Annotated in this window: 12 protein-coding genes; 7 read left to right on the top strand and 5 right to left on the bottom strand. The window is 74.9% G+C overall.

Annotation, left to right across the window (positions count from 1 at the left end):
* Nucleotides 1-8 precede the first annotated feature (8 nt).
* Nucleotides 9-1,283, top strand: coding sequence for an ATP-binding protein (locus ACSMX9_RS18600; RefSeq protein ID WP_351249678.1), 1,275 nt, complete (start codon nt 9-11; stop codon nt 1,281-1,283).
* A 6-nt stretch (nt 1,284-1,289) separates the two neighbouring features.
* Here the strand turns inward: ACSMX9_RS18600 and ACSMX9_RS18595 are convergent, their stop codons facing one another.
* Complete coding sequence (locus ACSMX9_RS18595) at nt 1,290-1,889, bottom strand: GtrA family protein (RefSeq protein WP_445395328.1); 600 nt, start codon at nt 1,887-1,889, stop codon at nt 1,290-1,292.
* A gap of 163 nt (nt 1,890-2,052) precedes the next feature.
* On the opposite strand from ACSMX9_RS18595, the gene ACSMX9_RS18590 reads away from it, so the two are divergent.
* The 4 genes from ACSMX9_RS18590 to ACSMX9_RS18575 all read left to right on the top strand — a co-directional run bounded on the left by ACSMX9_RS18590 (nt 2,053) and on the right by ACSMX9_RS18575 (nt 5,526).
* A complete protein-coding gene (locus ACSMX9_RS18590; protein ID WP_445395326.1) occupies nt 2,053-3,210 on the top strand; it encodes a 5-(carboxyamino)imidazole ribonucleotide synthase in 1,158 nt (385 codons plus the stop codon).
* Nucleotides 3,207-3,776: a 5-(carboxyamino)imidazole ribonucleotide mutase gene (gene purE, locus ACSMX9_RS18585; protein WP_366116106.1), complete on the top strand. Its 570-nt coding sequence runs from the start codon at nt 3,207-3,209 to the stop codon at nt 3,774-3,776. The genes ACSMX9_RS18590 and purE overlap by 4 nt, the downstream gene beginning before the upstream one ends.
* On the top strand, nt 3,773-4,993 hold the full coding sequence (locus tag ACSMX9_RS18580; protein WP_445395324.1) for a dipeptidase: 1,221 nt from the start codon (nt 3,773-3,775) through the stop codon (nt 4,991-4,993). The genes purE and ACSMX9_RS18580 overlap by 4 nt, the downstream gene beginning before the upstream one ends.
* A gap of 98 nt (nt 4,994-5,091) precedes the next feature.
* Nucleotides 5,092-5,526: a MarR family winged helix-turn-helix transcriptional regulator gene (locus ACSMX9_RS18575; RefSeq protein WP_445403023.1), complete on the top strand. Its 435-nt coding sequence runs from the start codon at nt 5,092-5,094 to the stop codon at nt 5,524-5,526.
* Between the two features lie 67 nt (nt 5,527-5,593).
* On the opposite strand, the gene ACSMX9_RS18570 is transcribed toward ACSMX9_RS18575, so the two are convergent.
* From ACSMX9_RS18570 to ACSMX9_RS18560, 3 genes are read right to left on the bottom strand one after another with little or no spacing between them, the layout of a single operon-like run.
* Nucleotides 5,594-7,795 (bottom strand): protein kinase domain-containing protein, encoded by a 2,202-nt coding sequence (locus ACSMX9_RS18570; RefSeq protein ID WP_445395322.1) that lies wholly within the window; start codon nt 7,793-7,795, stop codon nt 5,594-5,596.
* Between the two features lies 1 nt (nt 7,796).
* Complete coding sequence (locus ACSMX9_RS18565; protein WP_445395320.1) at nt 7,797-9,995, bottom strand: bifunctional serine/threonine-protein kinase/ABC transporter substrate-binding protein; 2,199 nt, start codon at nt 9,993-9,995, stop codon at nt 7,797-7,799.
* Between the two features lie 9 nt (nt 9,996-10,004).
* Entirely contained in the window at nt 10,005-10,835 is an 831-nt protein-coding gene (locus ACSMX9_RS18560) for a hypothetical protein (protein ID WP_445395318.1), read from the bottom strand.
* Between the two features lie 287 nt (nt 10,836-11,122).
* Here ACSMX9_RS18560 and ACSMX9_RS18555 point away from each other — a divergent pair, with 287 nt between their 5' ends.
* Nucleotides 11,123-13,249: an MMPL family transporter gene (locus ACSMX9_RS18555; RefSeq protein ID WP_445395316.1), complete on the top strand. Its 2,127-nt coding sequence runs from the start codon at nt 11,123-11,125 to the stop codon at nt 13,247-13,249.
* 16 nt (nt 13,250-13,265) lie between these two features.
* Here the strand turns inward: ACSMX9_RS18555 and ACSMX9_RS18550 are convergent, their stop codons facing one another.
* Nucleotides 13,266-14,612, bottom strand: a complete 1,347-nt coding sequence (locus ACSMX9_RS18550) for a UDP-glucose dehydrogenase family protein (RefSeq protein ID WP_445395314.1) — start codon at nt 14,610-14,612, stop codon at nt 13,266-13,268.
* 240 nt (nt 14,613-14,852) lie between these two features.
* Here ACSMX9_RS18550 and ACSMX9_RS18545 point away from each other — a divergent pair, with 240 nt between their 5' ends.
* Nucleotides 14,853-16,034 (top strand): acyl-CoA dehydrogenase family protein, encoded by a 1,182-nt coding sequence (locus ACSMX9_RS18545; RefSeq protein WP_445395312.1) that lies wholly within the window; start codon nt 14,853-14,855, stop codon nt 16,032-16,034.
* The last annotated feature ends 78 nt before the right edge of the window (nt 16,035-16,112 follow it).

Below are 16,112 nucleotides of genomic sequence, written 5' to 3'. Positions count from 1 at the left end.
TTGACCCCATGCGAAGAAGGCTGATCCACTCCACCCTCGCGGTGGTCCTCGTGGTCATCGGGGTGTTCGGCGTCTCCCTGGTCGTGGTGGAGACCCGCACCATCAGCGAGAGCGCCCACGACCGCGTCCGCTCGGAGGCGGTCCAGATCGCGAGCATCGTGGACAGCCGGCTCCTCGGCCAGCAGCGCATCACCCCGGAGGCGCTGCGCGGGCAGGTGAGCTCGGGGCACTACGCCCGGATCGACCTCCCCGGGCGGGGCCGGGTGGAGATCGGGAAGCGGCCCGAGGGCGAGGTGACCCGTGTCGTCACCCACGGTGACCAGGGCGAGAAGGTCACCGTGGAGGAGCCCCGCTCGGAGGTGACCCGGGAGATGGGCCGCACGCTCTCGATCATCGCCGTGGTGGCCCTGCTCGCCATCCTCGCCGCGGTGCTCCTCGCGGTCCGCCAGGCCAACCGGCTGACCTCGCCGTTCACCGACCTCGCGGAGACCGCGGAGCGCCTCGGCTCGGGGGACCCGCGGCCCCGCCACCGCCGCTACGGAGTGCCGGAGCTGGACCGGGTCGCCGACGTGCTGGACCGCAGCGCGGAGCGCATCGCACGGATGCTGACGGCCGAGCGCCGGCTCGCGGCCGACGCCTCGCACCAGCTGCGGACCCCGCTGACCGCGCTGTCGATGCGGCTGGAGGAGATCACCGTCACCGACGACCTCACCACCGCGCGCGAGGAGGCGTCCATCGCGTTGGCCCAGGTGGAACGGTTGACGGACGTCGTGGAGCGGCTGCTCACCAACTCCCGGGACCCGCGCACCGGCTCCGCCGTCTCCTTCGACCTGGACGAGGTGATCACCCAGCAGCTGGCCGAGTGGCGGCCCGCGTACCGGGCGGTGGGCCGGGCGATCGTCAGCTCCGGCAAGCGCCGGCTGCGGGCGGTGGGCACCCCGGGCGCGGTGGCCCAGGTGCTGGCCGCGCTGATCGAGAACTCGCTGGTGCACGGGGAGGGGACCGTCGCGCTGCGCACCCGGGTCACCGGGAACCAGACGGTGATCGAGGTGTCCGACGAGGGTCCCGGGGTGCCTCCGCACCTCGGGTCGCGGATCTTCGAGCGGACCATCAGCGGGCACAACTCCACCGGCATCGGCCTCGCGGTCGCCCGGGACCTGGCCGAGGCGGACGGCGGACGGTTGGAGATGCTCCAGCTCAGGCCGCCGGTGTTCGGGCTGTTCCTGTCCCGCACCCCGGGGCCCCAGGTGCCCCGGGGCGGTGGTGACCGCCAGGTCAGATGAGGCGGGTCAACGCGTCCGCTGCCCCGACAGGGAGGTGGCGCCGGCGCCCCGCACCCCGTGCGCCTCGCGGGTGCCGGGGACGGGCTGCGGGTGCTGCCGCTCGGTCCGCTGCTCAAGGAATCGTTCCGCCTCGGCGGCCGGGCCGGGCAGGGTCCGGAACACCCAGGTGCGGTACGACCAGAAGCGGAACAGGGTCGCGACCCCGATCCCGAAGAACTTGAAGAAATTGCTCTGGAGCGGGGTGTCCCAGCCGAAACCGTAGGTGGCCGTGTACAGGATGCCGTTCTCGATGACCAGCCCCACCGCGCTGAACAGCAGGAACAGCCCCATCTCCCGGGTCCGTCCGCTCTTGTCACGGTCGCGGTAGGTGAAGTAGCGGAACCCCACGTAGTTGAAGGCGATCGCGACCATCGTCGCGATGATGCCGGCCCGCACCACCGGCAGGTCGGACACCGTGCGCACCAGGTTGAAGACCAGGAGGTTGACCACGATGCCGGCGCCGCCGACGGCGCCGAACTTCAGCACCTCCCGCCACAGCTGCCGGACCTGACGCCGCAGCGAGGCCACGGACGTCCCTCGGGCCCCACGAGTACCACCGTCGTCCATGGTGCCGCCCAGTCCCCGCTCGTCGGTCCGGTCCCGATCCGGTCCCGGATCTCGTCAACCCCACCATGCTAACCAGGCCCTCCGCCGCCCGCCCGGGGGCGCTCGGAGCCCGTCCGCCCCCGCCCCCGGACGGCCGCCGCCACGGCGCGGATACCCTGGGGGCGTGACATTCCCGGTAGTCGGCATGGTCGGCGGGGGCCAGCTCGCGCGCATGACCCACGAAGCAGGCATCCCGCTCGGCATCAGGTTCAAGCTCCTCAGCGACACCCCGCAGGATTCCGCGGCCCAGGTCGTCGGCGACGTCGTCATCGGCGACTACCGCGACCTGGACACGCTGCGTGACTTCGCGCGCGGCTGTGACGTGATCACCTTCGACCACGAGCACGTCCCCACCGAGCACCTGCGGGCCCTGGAGGCGGACGGCATCCCGGTGCGCCCCGGGCCGGACGCCCTGGTGCACGCCCAGGACAAGGGGGTGATGCGGGCCCGGCTCACCGAGATCGGCGTGCCCTGCCCGCGGCACCGGATCGTGACGGACCCGGCGGACGTGGCCGCCTTCGCCGCCGAGGGCGCCACCCCCGGGTCCCCGGACGGCTTCCCCGTCGTGCTCAAGACGGTGCGCGGCGGCTACGACGGCAAGGGCGTGTGGGTGGTCCGCAGCGCCGAGGAGGCGGCGGAGCCGTTCCGCGCCGGGGTGCCGGTGCTCGCGGAGGAGAAGGTCGCCTTCGTCCGGGAGCTGGCCGCGAACGTGGTGCGCTCCCCGCACGGCCAGGCGGTCGCCTACCCGGTGGTGGAGTCCCAGCAGGTCGACGGGGTCTGCGACACCGTCATCGCGCCCGCCCCCGACCTGGACCCGCGCCTCGCGCTGGGCGCCGAGGAGATGGCGCTGCGGATCGCCCGGGAGCTCGACGTGGTCGGCCACCTGGCGGTGGAGCTGTTCGAGACCGCCGACGGCCGGATCCTCGTCAACGAGCTGGCCATGCGCCCCCACAACTCCGGGCACTGGACCCAGGACGGCGCGATCACCTCCCAGTTCGCCAACCACGTGCGTGCGGTGCTGGACCTGCCGCTGGGCGACCCGCGCCCGCGCGCGCCCTGGACCGTGATGTGCAACGTCCTGGGCGGCGACTACCCGGACATGTACTCCGCGTACCTGCACTGCATGGCCCACGACCCCGCCCTGAAGATCCACATGTACGGCAAGGACGTGAAGCCCGGCCGCAAGGTCGGTCACGTCAACACCTACGGCGACGACCTGGCCGACGTGCTGGAACGCGCCCGTCACGCAGCCGGCTACCTCAGAGGAACGATCACGTCATGAGCCCGTCGCCCACCGCCACCCTCAGCCGCCCGTCCGCGTCCCCGCTCGTGGGCATCGTGATGGGCTCCGACTCCGACTGGCCCGTGATGGAGGCCGCCGCCCAGGCCCTCGACGAGTTCGAGGTGCCCTACGAGGTGGGCGTGGTCTCCGCGCACCGCATGCCGCGCGAGATGATCGCGTACGGCGAGCAGGCCGCGGACCGCGGCCTGAAGGTGATCGTCGCCGGGGCGGGCGGCGCCGCGCACCTGCCGGGCATGCTGGCCTCCGTGACGCCGTTGCCCGTGATCGGCGTCCCGGTGCCGCTGAAGTACCTCGACGGGATGGACAGCCTGCTGTCCATCGTCCAGATGCCGGCCGGGGTGCCCGTCGCCACGGTCTCCGTGGGCGGCGCCCGCAACGCCGGGCTGCTCGCGGCCCGCACCCTCGCCGCGCACGACGAGGAACTCCTGGCCCGGATGCGGGAGTTCCAGCAGCACCTCAACGACCAGGCCACCGAGAAGGGCAAGCGGCTGCGGGCCAAGGTCGAGACGGCCGGCGGGGGCTTCGGCTTCGCGGCGGGTTCGTGACCGGCCGTCCGACCACCCGGGAGGGGGCGCGGGCGGAGGTCCGCGCCCTGCTCGCCGACCATCCGGTCGTCGACGGCCACAACGACCTCCCGTGGGCCCTGCGCCAACAGGTCCGCTACGACCTCGCCGCGCGGGACCTGACCGCCGACCAGAGCGCCCACCTGCACACCGACCTGCCCCGACTGCGGGCCGGCGGGGTGGGCGCCCAGTACTGGTCGGTGTACGTGCGCAGCGACCTCGCGGGCGACGAGGCCGTCAGTGCCACCCTCGAACAGATCGACTGCGTACGGCAGTTGCTGGACCGCTACCCCGCCGACCTGGCGCCGGCCGCCTCCGCTGCCGACCTGGAGCGGGCCCGCGGCGAGGGCCGGATCGCCTCGCTGATGGGGGCGGAGGGCGGCCACTCCATCAACAGTTCGCTGGCCACCCTGCGCGCCCTGTACGCCCTGGGCGTGCGTTATCTGACGCTCACCCACAACGACAACGTGCCCTGGGCGGACTCGGCGACGGACGTGCCCGCGGCCGGCGGGCTCACCGCCTTCGGGCACGAGGTGGTCCGCGAGATGAACCGGCTCGGGATGCTGGTCGACCTCTCGCACACCGCGGCGACCACCATGCGGGACGCGCTGGACACCAGCGACGCCCCGGTGGTCTTCTCCCACTCCTCGGCCCGGGCGGTCTGCGACCACCCCCGCAACGTCCCCGACGACGTCCTGGAGCGGCTGCCGGCCAACGGGGGCGTGGCGATGGCGACCTTCGTGCCCAAGTTCGTCCTCCCGGCGGCCGTCGAGTGGACCGCGGCGGCCGACGAGAACCTCCGCGCCCACGGCTTCCACCCGCTGGACACCTCGCCGGCCGCGATGCGGGCGCACCGCGCCTTCGAGGCCGAGCGGCCCCGTCCGGTCGCGCGGGTCGCCGACGTCGCCGACCACCTGGACCACATGCGGGAGGTCGCGGGCGTCGACCACCTCGGGCTCGGCGGCGACTACGACGGCACCGCGTTCACCCCGGACGGCCTCGCGGACGTGTCCGGGTACCCCAACCTGCTGGTGGAACTGCGCACCCGCGGCTGGTCCACCGCCGACCTGGCCAAGCTGACCTGGTCCAACGCGGTGCGGGTGCTGGCCGACGCGGAGGCGGTCGCCCGGGAGCTGCGCACCCGCCGTCCCCCGTCCAACGCCACCCGCGAGGCCCTCGACGGGGCGTCCGCTCCCTGACACCGGGCGGTGCGGGTCCCCGTGCCGCCGCGGCCGGTACGCTTCCGGGCGTGGACGGCGAGAGCGGGGTGGGGAACGCGGGGGCGTCCGACCGGCTGATGGCGCTGGCGGTGTCCCTGCGGCGGGTGAACGGCGAGATCAACCGGCTGACGCACGCCTTCGCCTCGGCCCACGGTCTGCACCCGACCGACGTGAGCGCGCTCGCGATGGTGCTGGACGCGGACCGGCCGGTCACCCCGGGGATGCTGGGCGCCCGGCTGGGGCTGACGTCCGGGGCGGTCACCGCCTGTCTGGGCCGGCTGGAGCGCGCCGGTCACGTCCGCCGCACCCGGGACGAGGTCGACCGGCGCGTGGTGCGCGTCGAGTACGTGGACGAGGCGCGGCTGGCCGCGCGGGCCTTCTTCAGGCCGCTGGCGGTCGCCGGAGAACGCGCGCGGGTCCGGTTCGAGGACGAGGAACTCGTCGTCGTGCTGCGGTTCCTGGACGCGTTCAGCGAGGAACTGGCCCGTCTGGACGAGCCCCCGTCCTCGTGACCCGGTCTGCGGTACCGGAACGGGCCGACGGCGCCGCCCCCGCGGACCGGGTCGGCCGCGTCCCGCCTCAGACCTCCTGGTACGGGCCGAGGAACCGGGGCCGGCGGTTCTCGATCCGGTAGAGGTGGACCGCGTTCTCGTGCCGCACCGAGCGGGTCGTGGCGTGGAAGGCGAGGGTGCGCACGATGCCGCGGTGCTCGGTCCGCACGAGCCGTTGGCCGACGCCCCGGCGAACCTCTCCCGATGCGCTGGTGGTTCCGGTTGCGCGGGCGATCAGGCCGACGGCGTCGTACGCCTCGGCGGCCCAGGTGGCGGGTGGTGCGCCGAAGCGCCTGCGGTGGGCGGCGGTGAAGGCGCGGGCCGAGGTGAGGGCGGTGGGGTCGGCGTACGCCTGGGCGAAGACCCAGCCCTCGGCGGCCCCGGCGGCACCCCGCAGGAACGCGGGCCCGAGGGCGGGTCCGGCGCCGATGCGGGTGCCGGTGAAGCGCTCGTCCGCCAGGGCGGCGGCCAGGCGGGCGGCCCGGGCGGCGGCGCCGCCCGCGAACACCACGGCGTCCGCCCGGCCGGTCACGGCCCGCCGGGCCGCCGCGGCGAAGCCCGCGTCTCCCCGGCCGAGCCGCTGTTCCATGAGCACGGCGCCGGGCCGGTAGGCGCTGCGGAACTCCCGTCCCAGGTGGCCGCCGAGCCCCGCGTCGGCCGTGTCCTCGACCAGCAGGACGCGCTCGGCGGGGCGGGTGCGGGTCAGGTAGCCGAGCAGGCCGAGGCTGAGTTCCCGGTCCGGGAGGCGGGTCACGCAGAGGTGGGGGTTGCTGCTGCTGTACTCGACGGTGCTGGCGTCCGCCGCGACGACGACCAGGGCGAGCCGTGCCGCGGCGTACCGCGCGACCAGTTCCGGGCGCAGTTGGTGCCCGGTCGGCCCGACGACGGCGACGACCGCGGGGTCCGCCGCCAGCCGGTCCGCTGCCCGGAGCGCCGCGGCCGGGTCCCCCGCGTCGTCCTCGGTGCGCAGGGCGAGCCGGAACGCCGTGCCCTCGTGGGCGTTGTGGTCGGCGACGGCGAGCCGCACGCCGCGCTGGTGGGCGAGTCCGCCGGCGCGGCCGGGTCCGCTGAGGTCGGCCTGGAGCCCGATGGTGTGCGTGGGCGTCCTCGCGGACCCGGCAGACGGGCCGCCCGCAGTGGGTCCGTACTCCCGCAGGGCGAGCCAGGCCGTGGTGGGGACGGCGGCCAGGAGCACCGCCCCGGCCGTCAGCGCTCCCCGGCGGGAGCGGTGGGCGGGGCCGGCCGCCGGGGCGGGTGCGGCGGGCGGCGGGCCGGGGTCGGGGAGCGCGAGGGCCGCCGCGGACCGGTCGGCGATCAGCGCGGGCAGCCCGGCGGGCATCCGCCAGGGGGCCGGAGCGGCGCGGGGGGACGCGCGGGCGGACGGCGGCCCCGGCCAGCCCGGGTGCTCGCGCGGGTCTCCGGGTTCCTCCCCGTCGCGTGCCGCCAGCGCGTCGCGGACCCCGCCCGCGGTGGGCCGGTCGGCCGGTTCCTTGGCGAGGCAGGCGGTGATCAGGGGAACCAGACCCGGCGGGACGCCGGTCAGGTCCGCCTCCTCGTGGACCGTCCGGAACAGGGCTCCCACCCCGCCACTGCCGAACGGCCCCCTCCCGGTCGCCGCGTAGGCGAGGACGCAGCCGAGCGAGAACACGTCGGACGGCGGCCCGGGCGTTTCGGCCGACGCGTGTTCGGGGGCGAGGAAGCCGGGCGTCCCGATCACCGCGCCGGTGGCGGTCAGCGCGGTGGCGTTCTCGTGGCGGGCGATCCCGAAGTCGATGAGGCGGGGGCCGTCGAGGGCGAGGAGCACGTTGCCGGGCTTGACGTCGCGGTGGACCAGCCCGGCGGCGTGGACCGCGGTGAGGGCCTCGGCGAGCCGGCTCCCGAGGGCCCGGACGGTGGCCGTGGGCAGGGCGCCGCCGGTGCCCACCACCTCGCTCAGCGAGGGTCCGGGGACGAACTCGGTCGCCAGCCACGGCTCCTGGGCCTCGGTGTCCGTGCCCAGCACCGGCACCAGCCAGGGGCCGGTCACCCCGGCCGCGGCCGCGGCCTCGCGCCGGAAGCGCGCCCGGAACCGGGGGTCGGCGGCGTGCTCGGCCCGGATCACCTTGACGGCGGCGAGCGCACCGCCCGCCGAACGGGCCAGGTAGACGACGCCCATGCCGCCCGCGCCGAGCCGGACGAGCGTGCGGTACGGGCCCACGGTGCGCGGGTCCTCGGAGGTGAGGGGCCGCACGTCAGCCCTTCCGCTCCGGGGCCGGGCCCAGGTAGCGGTAGCGGCGGTCCTCGACCCGGTAGAGGTGGGCGTGGTGGCCCACGAGGCCCTGGTCGTCCTTGTCGAACTCGTAGGAGCGGGAGATCCCCTCGTACCGGGTGGCGGCGACCGCTGCGGTGAGCGCGGACCGGGTGGGCGGGGCGGTTCCCGACTCCCGGGCGGGCCGTGCCGACCCGCCGGCGCCGGAGGGAGCGGCGCTCGCCCCGGCCCCGTCGGCTCCGCCGACCAGGCCGACCAGGGCACGGGCGACGAGCCCCGCCGCGTCGTACGCCTCGGCCGACCACGCCGCCGGTTCGGCGTCGAAGCGCCTGCGGTGGGCGGCGGCGAACGCCCGCGCGGCGGGCGCCGTCGCATGGGTGAACGGCGCGACGAACTCCCAGCCCTCCGCCGACGCGCCCGCCCGCTCCAGGAACTCCGTTCCCATGACCGTGTGCTGGGCCAGGCGCGGTCCGGTGAAGGAGCGGGCGGCCAGCGCGCGGGCGACCCCGGCGGCGCCGGCCGCGTCACCGGCGTAGACGACGGCGTCGCCGCGGTGGGCGAGCAGGTCGGCGACGACCGGGCCGAAGGCCGTGGTCCCGGGGGGCACCACCCGGGGGTGGGTCGTGGTGTCGGTGAGACCGCGCACCATCAGATTGGCGGTGTAGCCGGTCTGGTAGGCGGCCTGTCCCCCGGACCGGTCGATCAGAATGCCCAGCCGCTTCACCCCGGGGCGCGACAGGACACGGCTGACGACGGGGTCGGACAGCGTCACGTAGGAGGGGCCGGTCTGGAAGAAGGAGCCGTTGGCCCGGGCCGGGAAGGAGACCTGGAGGGCCGAGACGGTCAGGACCGGCAGCGCGGCCTCGTCGTAGCCGGGCAGGGCGGCTCCGGTTGCCGCGTCGCCCGTGGGCCCGATGACCGCGAGGACGTCCGGGTCCCGGGTGAACTCCGCGGCGACCCGGGCGGAGCGACCGGCGTCGCCCCGGTCGTCGAGGACCTTCACGGCGAGCCGGAAGGGCTGTCCGTCGCGGGCGTTGAAGCGGTCGACGGCGAGCCGGACGCCGCGTTCCTGGGCCCGGCCGGCGGCGGCCCCCGGCCCGGTCAGGTCGGCGTGCACGCCGATGGTCCAGTTCCTTCCGCCGGGTGCGGGCTCGTCACGGGCGATGCGTAGGGCGGCGAAGGCCCCCGTGCCGAGGAGCACTGCGCCGCCGGCCGCGAACAGCAGGGCCCGCCGCCGGGGCGGTCCGGGGCGCGACGCCCCGGACCGCGCGTCGGGGACGGTGGCGTCGATGCCGGGCAGGACGAGGAGGGCGACGGAGAGGTCGGCGACGAGACGGACGACGTCCTCGGGCAGCCAGCCGGCGGCGGCCCCGGCGGGTGCGTCCCGGGGCATCAGGGCGTCGAGGCCGGCGGCGGACGGACGCCCGCCGGGCTCCTTGGCCAGGCAGCGCTCCAACAGGGCGCGCAGGGAGGCGTCGTCGACGCCGTCGAGGTCGGGCGCGGCGTGCACCGTGCGGTGGAGGACGGCCTCGACCGCCCCGCTGCCGAACGGCGGCCGGCCGGTGGCCGCGTACGCCAGGAGGCAGCCGAGCGAGAAGACGTCCCCCTCCGGCCCTGCCGTGCCCCCGGCCACCTGCTCGGGCGCCAGGAAGCCGGGGGTGCCGACGAGGACGCCGGTGGCGGTCAGGGCGGTGGCGTCGGTCGCGCGGGCGATCCCGAAGTCGATCAGCCGGGGGCCGTCGACCGTCAGCAGGACGTTTCCCGGCTTGACGTCACGGTGGACGAGCCCGGCGCCGTGCACGGCGGCCAGGGCCCGGGACAGCAGCCGGCCCAGGACCATGACGCTGCGCACGGGCAGCGGGCCGCGGCGGGCGACGACGTCGGAGAGGGGCGGCCCGGGGACGAACTCCGTTGCCAGCCAAGGGCGTTCGGCCTCGGTGTCGGCACCGGTGACCGGAACGGCCCAGGGGCTGTCGACCCGGCGGGCGGCCTCGGCCTCACGGCGGAAGCGGGCCCGGAAGTCCTCGTCCCCGGCGTGCTCGGGCAGGATCACCTTGACCGCGGCGAGCGCTCCGGCGTCGGTGCGTCCGAGGTAGACGACGCCCATGCCGCCCGCGCCCAGGCGGCCGAGGAGCCGGTACTCGCCGATCCGGGCGGGGTCACCGGGTCGCAGATCGTCCATCGTCCGGCCTCAACTCTGCTTCTCGACGGCGGATTCCAGCCGGACCAGCATGGCGGAATGCGCCTGGAGGACCAGGGCGTCCACCTCCCGCTCGGTGCGGCCCTTCGCGCCCTTGCCGGTCACGGCGAGGGTGAACTGGAGCGTCTGGGACTGCTGCCAGGAGTAGTGGTGGGGCCCGCCCAGCTCGGAGCTCTGGTACTGCCCCACCTCGGTGAGGGAGTCCTCCGCGTTCGTCTGGTTGGTCTCGCCGCCCAGGAGCCCGGCGGCGAGCAGGTAGCCGATCTGCTCCCCCGCGCGCAGCTGCTGGGTGGGGCAGCGCATCGACTCCTCGATCGACTCCGCCATCTCCCAGGTCGCGTCCTCGCGGGTGCGGTGGACGGTGACCACGGCGGCGAGGCGCAACGGGCCCTTGCCTCCGGCGGCGGGCACCTCGAACGACCGGGTCAGGGTGGCCAGGACGCTGTCCGCGGGCTTCCGTTGCTGCCAGACGCAGTCCTCGTCGAGCACGGGCCAGGTCGTCGGGTCGCTCTCGTACGGGCTCCGCTTCACCACCTCGGCCCCGAAACTGTCGGTGTCGGCCATGACGCGGTCGATGAGGGAGCGCGCCGCCGCAGGGGTCCCCGGGAGCCGGGCGGGGTCGGGGCGGAAGCTCCCGGCGGCACCGGCCGGGGGGCCGGTCCCGGTGGCACCGCCGGAGCCCGCCCCTCCGTTCGCCGGAGGAGCGCTCCGCTCCTCGGCCCTTCCGGAGCCGTCCGCCGTGCCGGAGCAGCCCGTCAGCACCACGGCGACCAACGCCAAGGGCCATAAGCGGTTCCCCGGTAAGGGCACGCGAAAGTCCATGGAGCTCCCCATTCCTCCCCGACGCCACGTCGATCCTAGGCCGGGAGCGCCGCGGAACGGTCCGGTTCCTCGTTTTGTGGCCGTCCCGGGACGCGGCCTTCCCGTGCGGGATCCCGGCCCGCCGTGCCGCCGGGCGGGACGGAGCGGGCGGGCACGGCGGGTGGACTCCCGCCCGGCGGGGAGGGGGCGGGTGCCGGCCTGTCCCCCCCGGTCCCCTACCATCGCGAACATCTCACTCCATCAAGATGTTGAGCCCGGGTGAGACCGTTGCCCCGTCGAGACAGCGGATGTGTCCCGTGCCCAAGCCCACCCGCCCCGCCGGCTCCTCCCGCGCTGCCCGCCTGCTGATCCCACTGGTCCTCCTCGTCACCTGGCTCGGGGTCGGCGGGGTGCTCGGCCCCTACGCGGGACGGCTCGGCGAGGTCGCCACCAACGACCAGGCCGCGTTCCTGCCCCGCAGCGCCGAGTCGACCCGGGTCATCGACGTCCAGGAGGACTTCCGGCAGGGCGAGTCCCTGCCGCTCGTCGTCGTGTGGACCGCACGGGAGGACGGCGCCCCGCTGCCCGAGGCGGCACGCGGAGAGGCCACCCGGGTCCTGACCGGACTCGCCGGCGCACCCCCGCTCGCGGGGGCCGCATCCCCGGCGCTCGCCTCGGACGACGGCCGCGCGCTGCGCGCGGTGGTGCCGCTGCGGACCGACCTCGACGACGGACTGGCCGAGGCACTGGACGAGATCGGGGCACAGGCCCGGACCGTGCCCGGGACGACCGTCCACCTGGCGGGTCCGGCGGCGTCCCAGGCGGACCTCAAGAACGCGTTCTCCGGCATCGACGGCCTGCTGCTGGGGGTCGCCCTGGCCACGGTGCTCGTCATCCTGCTGTTGGTCTACCGCAGCCTCCTGCTCCCCCTGCTGATCATCGTGGCCGCAGTGTTCGCCCTCGCCCTGGCCTCTGCGGTGGTGTACGCACTCGCCGAACGCGGCGTCGTGCGGGTCGACGGCCAGGTGCAGGGCATCCTCTCGATCCTGGTGATCGGCGCCGCCACCGACTACGCGCTGCTGCTGACGGCCCGGTTCCGGGAGGAGTTGACCCGCGGGGACGACCGGACGACGGCCATGCGGGCCGCGCTGCGCCGCTCGGCCGGTCCGGTGCTGGCCAGTGCGGCCACGGTGGCACTGGGGCTGCTCGCCCTGCTCCTGAGCGATCTCACCAACAACCGCGCCCTGGGCCCGGTCGGTGCCGTGGGCATCGTCTGCGCCGTCGCGGCGGCGCTCACCTTCCTGCCCGCCGTCCTCGTCCTGCTGGGGCGTGCGGCCTACTGGCCCGCACGCCCGTCCCGCACCGACGGGGAGGCGCTCGGCGGCTCGCACCGGCTCTGGCGCCGGGTCGCCGACCTGGTGGACCGCGCCCCGCGCCGGGTCTGGGCACTCACCCTGGCCGCCCTGCTCGCCTGCGCGGCCTTCGCTCCGACGCTGACCTCGCGCGGCGTGCCGCTGGACGAGACCCTCGTCGGCGAGGCCCCCTCGGTGGCCGCGCAGGCCGTGCTCGGCGAGCACTTTCCCGGCGGTTCGGGCAGCCCCGCCGTCGTGGTCGCCCGGGCCGACGCCCTGGAGCCGGTCACCGCCGCCGCCCGGCAGGTGCCGGGGGTCGCCTCCGTCCTCCCGACCACGGCCGGCGGCGACCCGGGCGGCCCGCCGCTGGTCGCCGACGGCCGGGTGCGCCTGGACGTCACCCTCGCCGACCCCGCCGACGGCGAGGCGGCCGAGCGCACCGTGACGGCGCTGCGCGTGGCCGTCCACGCGGTGCCGGACGCCGATGCGCTGGTCGGCGGGGTCACCGCGCAGCGGATCGACACCCAGCGGACGGCGGCGGCCGACCGGGCCCTGATCGTGCCGGTCGTCCTCGCCGTCATCCTGGTCATCCTCACGGCGCTGCTGCGCTCGCTGCTGATGCCGCTGCTCCTGGTCGCGACGGTGGCGCTGAACTTCTTCGCCACCCTCGGCGTGGCCTCCCTGGTCTTCACCCACCTGTGGGACTTCACCGGCACGGACGCCTCGGTGCCGCTGTACGGGTTCGTGTTCCTGGTGGCGCTCGGGGTGGACTACAACATCTTCCTGATGTCCCGCGTCCGGGAGGAATCGATCCGCTTCGGCACCCGGGAGGGCCTGCACCGCGGTCTGGTGGCCACCGGCGGGGTCATCACCTCCGCCGGGGTGGTCTTGGCCGCGACCTTCGCGGCCCTGGGGGTGATCCCGCTGGCCTTCCTGATCCAGATCGCCTTCATCGTGGCCTTCGGGGTGCTCCTGGACACCCTGGTGGTCCGCTCCCTGCTGGTCCCCGCGCTGGTGCGGCAGCTGGGCCCCCGGGCCTGGTGGCCGGGGGGCCCGGCCGGCTTCCGCTCGCCCCCCGGCTGAGGGCGGTCCCCGTGGCTCAGGCCGCGGGGCGCCCCATGGCCCGGAACGTCCAGCCGGCCCGGCGCCACACCGCCGGGTCCAGGGCGTTGCGCCCATCCAGCAGCACCCGTTGACGGACCACGGCGCCCAGCGCCTCGGGGTCCAGCTCGCGGAACTCCCGCCACTCGGTGAGGTGCAGTACCGCGTCGGCGCCGCGGGCCGCCTCCTCGGCGGAGTCCGCGTAGCCGAGCGTCGGGAACAGCCGCCGCGCGTTGTCCATGCCCTTGGGGTCGTACACGGTGACCTGTCCGCCCTGGAGGTGGATCTGCCCGGCGACGTTGAGCGCCGGCGAGTCCCGCACGTCGTCGGAGTCCGGCTTGAACGCGGCGCCCAGCACGGCGATCCGCCGCCCGAGGAACGGCCCGCCGCCGAGCGCCTCGCGCGCCATCTCCACCATCTGCCCGCGCCGGCGCATGTTGATGGAGTCGATCTCGCGCAGGAACGTCAGCGCCTGGTCGGCCCCCAGCTCCCCGGCCCGGGCCATGAACGCCCGGATGTCCTTGGGCAGGCAGCCGCCGCCGAAGCCGATCCCGGCGCGCAGGAACTTGCTGCCGATCCGCTCGTCGTGGCCGATCGCCTCGGCGAGCCGGACCACGTCCCCGCCGGCGGCCTCGCACACCTCGGCCATCGCGTTGATGAAGGAGATCTTGGTGGCGAGGAAGGAGTTGGCGGAGGTCTTCACCAGCTCGGCGGTGGGGAAGTCCGTCACCACGAACGGGGAGCCCTCCGCCACGGGCGCGGCGTACACCTCCCGCAGCAGCTTCTCGGCCCCGGCGCTGCGCACCCCGACGACGATCCGGTCCGGGTGCAGGGTGTCCTGGACGGCGAACCCCTCGCGCAGGAACTCGGGGTTCCACGCCAGCTCGACCCCGTCCCCGGCGGGCGCCAGCTCCACCAGCCGGGCGGCGAGCCGGTCCGCGCTGCCCACCGGCACCGTCGACTTGCCGACCACCAGACAGGGCCGCTCCAGGTGCCGGGCCAGGGACTCCACGGCGGAGTCGACGTACGACATGTCGCAGGCGTACTCGCCGTGCTTCTGCGGGGTGTTCACGCAGACGAAGTGCACATCGCCGAAGGCGCCGACCTCGGCCCAGTCCCGGGTGAACCGCAACCGTCCGGTGGACCCCTCGATCCCGGCGACGTGCCGCCGCAACAGTTCCTCCAGCCCCGGCTCGTACATCGGTACGCGCCCCTCGCTGAGCAGGGCGATCTTCTCGGGGACGACGTCCAGGCCCAGCACCTCGAAGCCCAGCTCCGCCATGGCGGCGGCGTGGGTGGCGCCGAGATAGCCGGTTCCGATCACGGTGATCTTGAGGGGGGCCATCAGTGCTCCGGGTCCGTAGCGAGGGGGGCGGGTTCAGCGGGTTCCGGGGTGCCGGTCGCGCCCGGCCGAGCATAGTCGGGCAGGTGGCGGGGGCAGCGATCGAGTGGGGCGCCGCCGCACGGTTCGCGCCAGCGGGGACGTGTCGTCCAGGTCACCTGGTCCCGACCCGGTGCGCGCCCTAGGATTCGGGGTACTCATCGAGTTACTTAACAGTAATTAGCGACCTGGGAGCGTGGGCCCGTGACTGGTTCGGCAGGCAACCCGGCATTCGACCTGTACCGGCCGTCCGAAGAGCACGACCTGCTCCGCGAGACGGTCCGCGCGCTCACGGAGGCGAAGATCGCCCCGTTCGCCGCCGCCGTGGACGAGGAGGCGCGCTTCCCGCAGGAGGCCCTGGACGCCCTGGTCGCGGCCGACCTGCACGCGGTGCACGTGCCGGAGGAGTACGAGGGCGCCGGAGCCGACGCCCTGGCCACGGTCATCGTGATCGAGGAGGTGGCCCGCGCCTGCATGTCGTCCTCCCTCATCCCGGCCGTCAACAAGCTGGGCTCGCTGCCGGTGATCCTCTCCGGCTCCGAGGAGCTGAAGCGCCGCTACCTGCCCCCGCTGGCCCGGGGCGAGGCGATGTTCTCGTACTGCCTCTCCGAGCCGGACGCCGGTTCGGACGCGGCCGGGATGAAGACCCGCGCCGTCCGGGACGGCGACACCTGGGTGCTGAACGGCGTCAAGCGCTGGATCACCAACGCCGGCGTGTCCGACTACTACACGGTCATGGCGGTGACCGACCCGGAGCAGCGCACCCGCGGCATCTCGGCGTTCGTGGTGGAGAAGTCCGACGAGGGCGTCACCTTCGGCGCCCCCGAGAAGAAGCTCGGCATCAAGGGTTCCCCCACCCGCGAGGTGTACCTGGACGAGGTCCGCATCCCCGCCGACCGCATGATCGGCGGGGAGGGCACCGGCTTCGCCACCGCCATGAAGACCCTGGACCACACCCGCATCACCATCGCCGCGCAGGCCCTCGGCGTCGCCCAGGGCGCGCTCGACTACGCCAAGGGCTACGTCCGCGAACGCAAGCAGTTCGGCAAGCCGGTGGGCGACTTCCAGGGCGTCCAGTTCATGCTCGCCGACATGGCGATGAAGCTGGAGGCGGCCCGCCAACTCACCTACGCCGCCGCCGCGAAGTCCGAGCGGGTGACCGAGGGCGGCACCGAGGACGACCTCACCTTCTTCGGCGCGGCGGCCAAGTGCTACGCCTCCGACGCGGCGATGGAGATCACCACCGACGCGGTGCAACTCCTCGGCGGCTACGGCTACACCCGTGACTACCCGCTGGAGCGGATGATGCGGGACGCGAAGATCACCCAGATTTATGAAGGCACGAATCAGATCCAGCGGATCGTGATGGCCCGGAACCTGCCCTGAACACCGGCGTGCCGCCGCCCCTCACGGTTCGTTCCGTGGGGACGGGGCCGTCACGCATCTCGACGACCCAAATGCGAA

This window comes from Streptomyces sp. LE64 (genome assembly GCF_052606915.1).
This window is presented reverse-complemented; position numbering and strand designations above follow the sequence as displayed.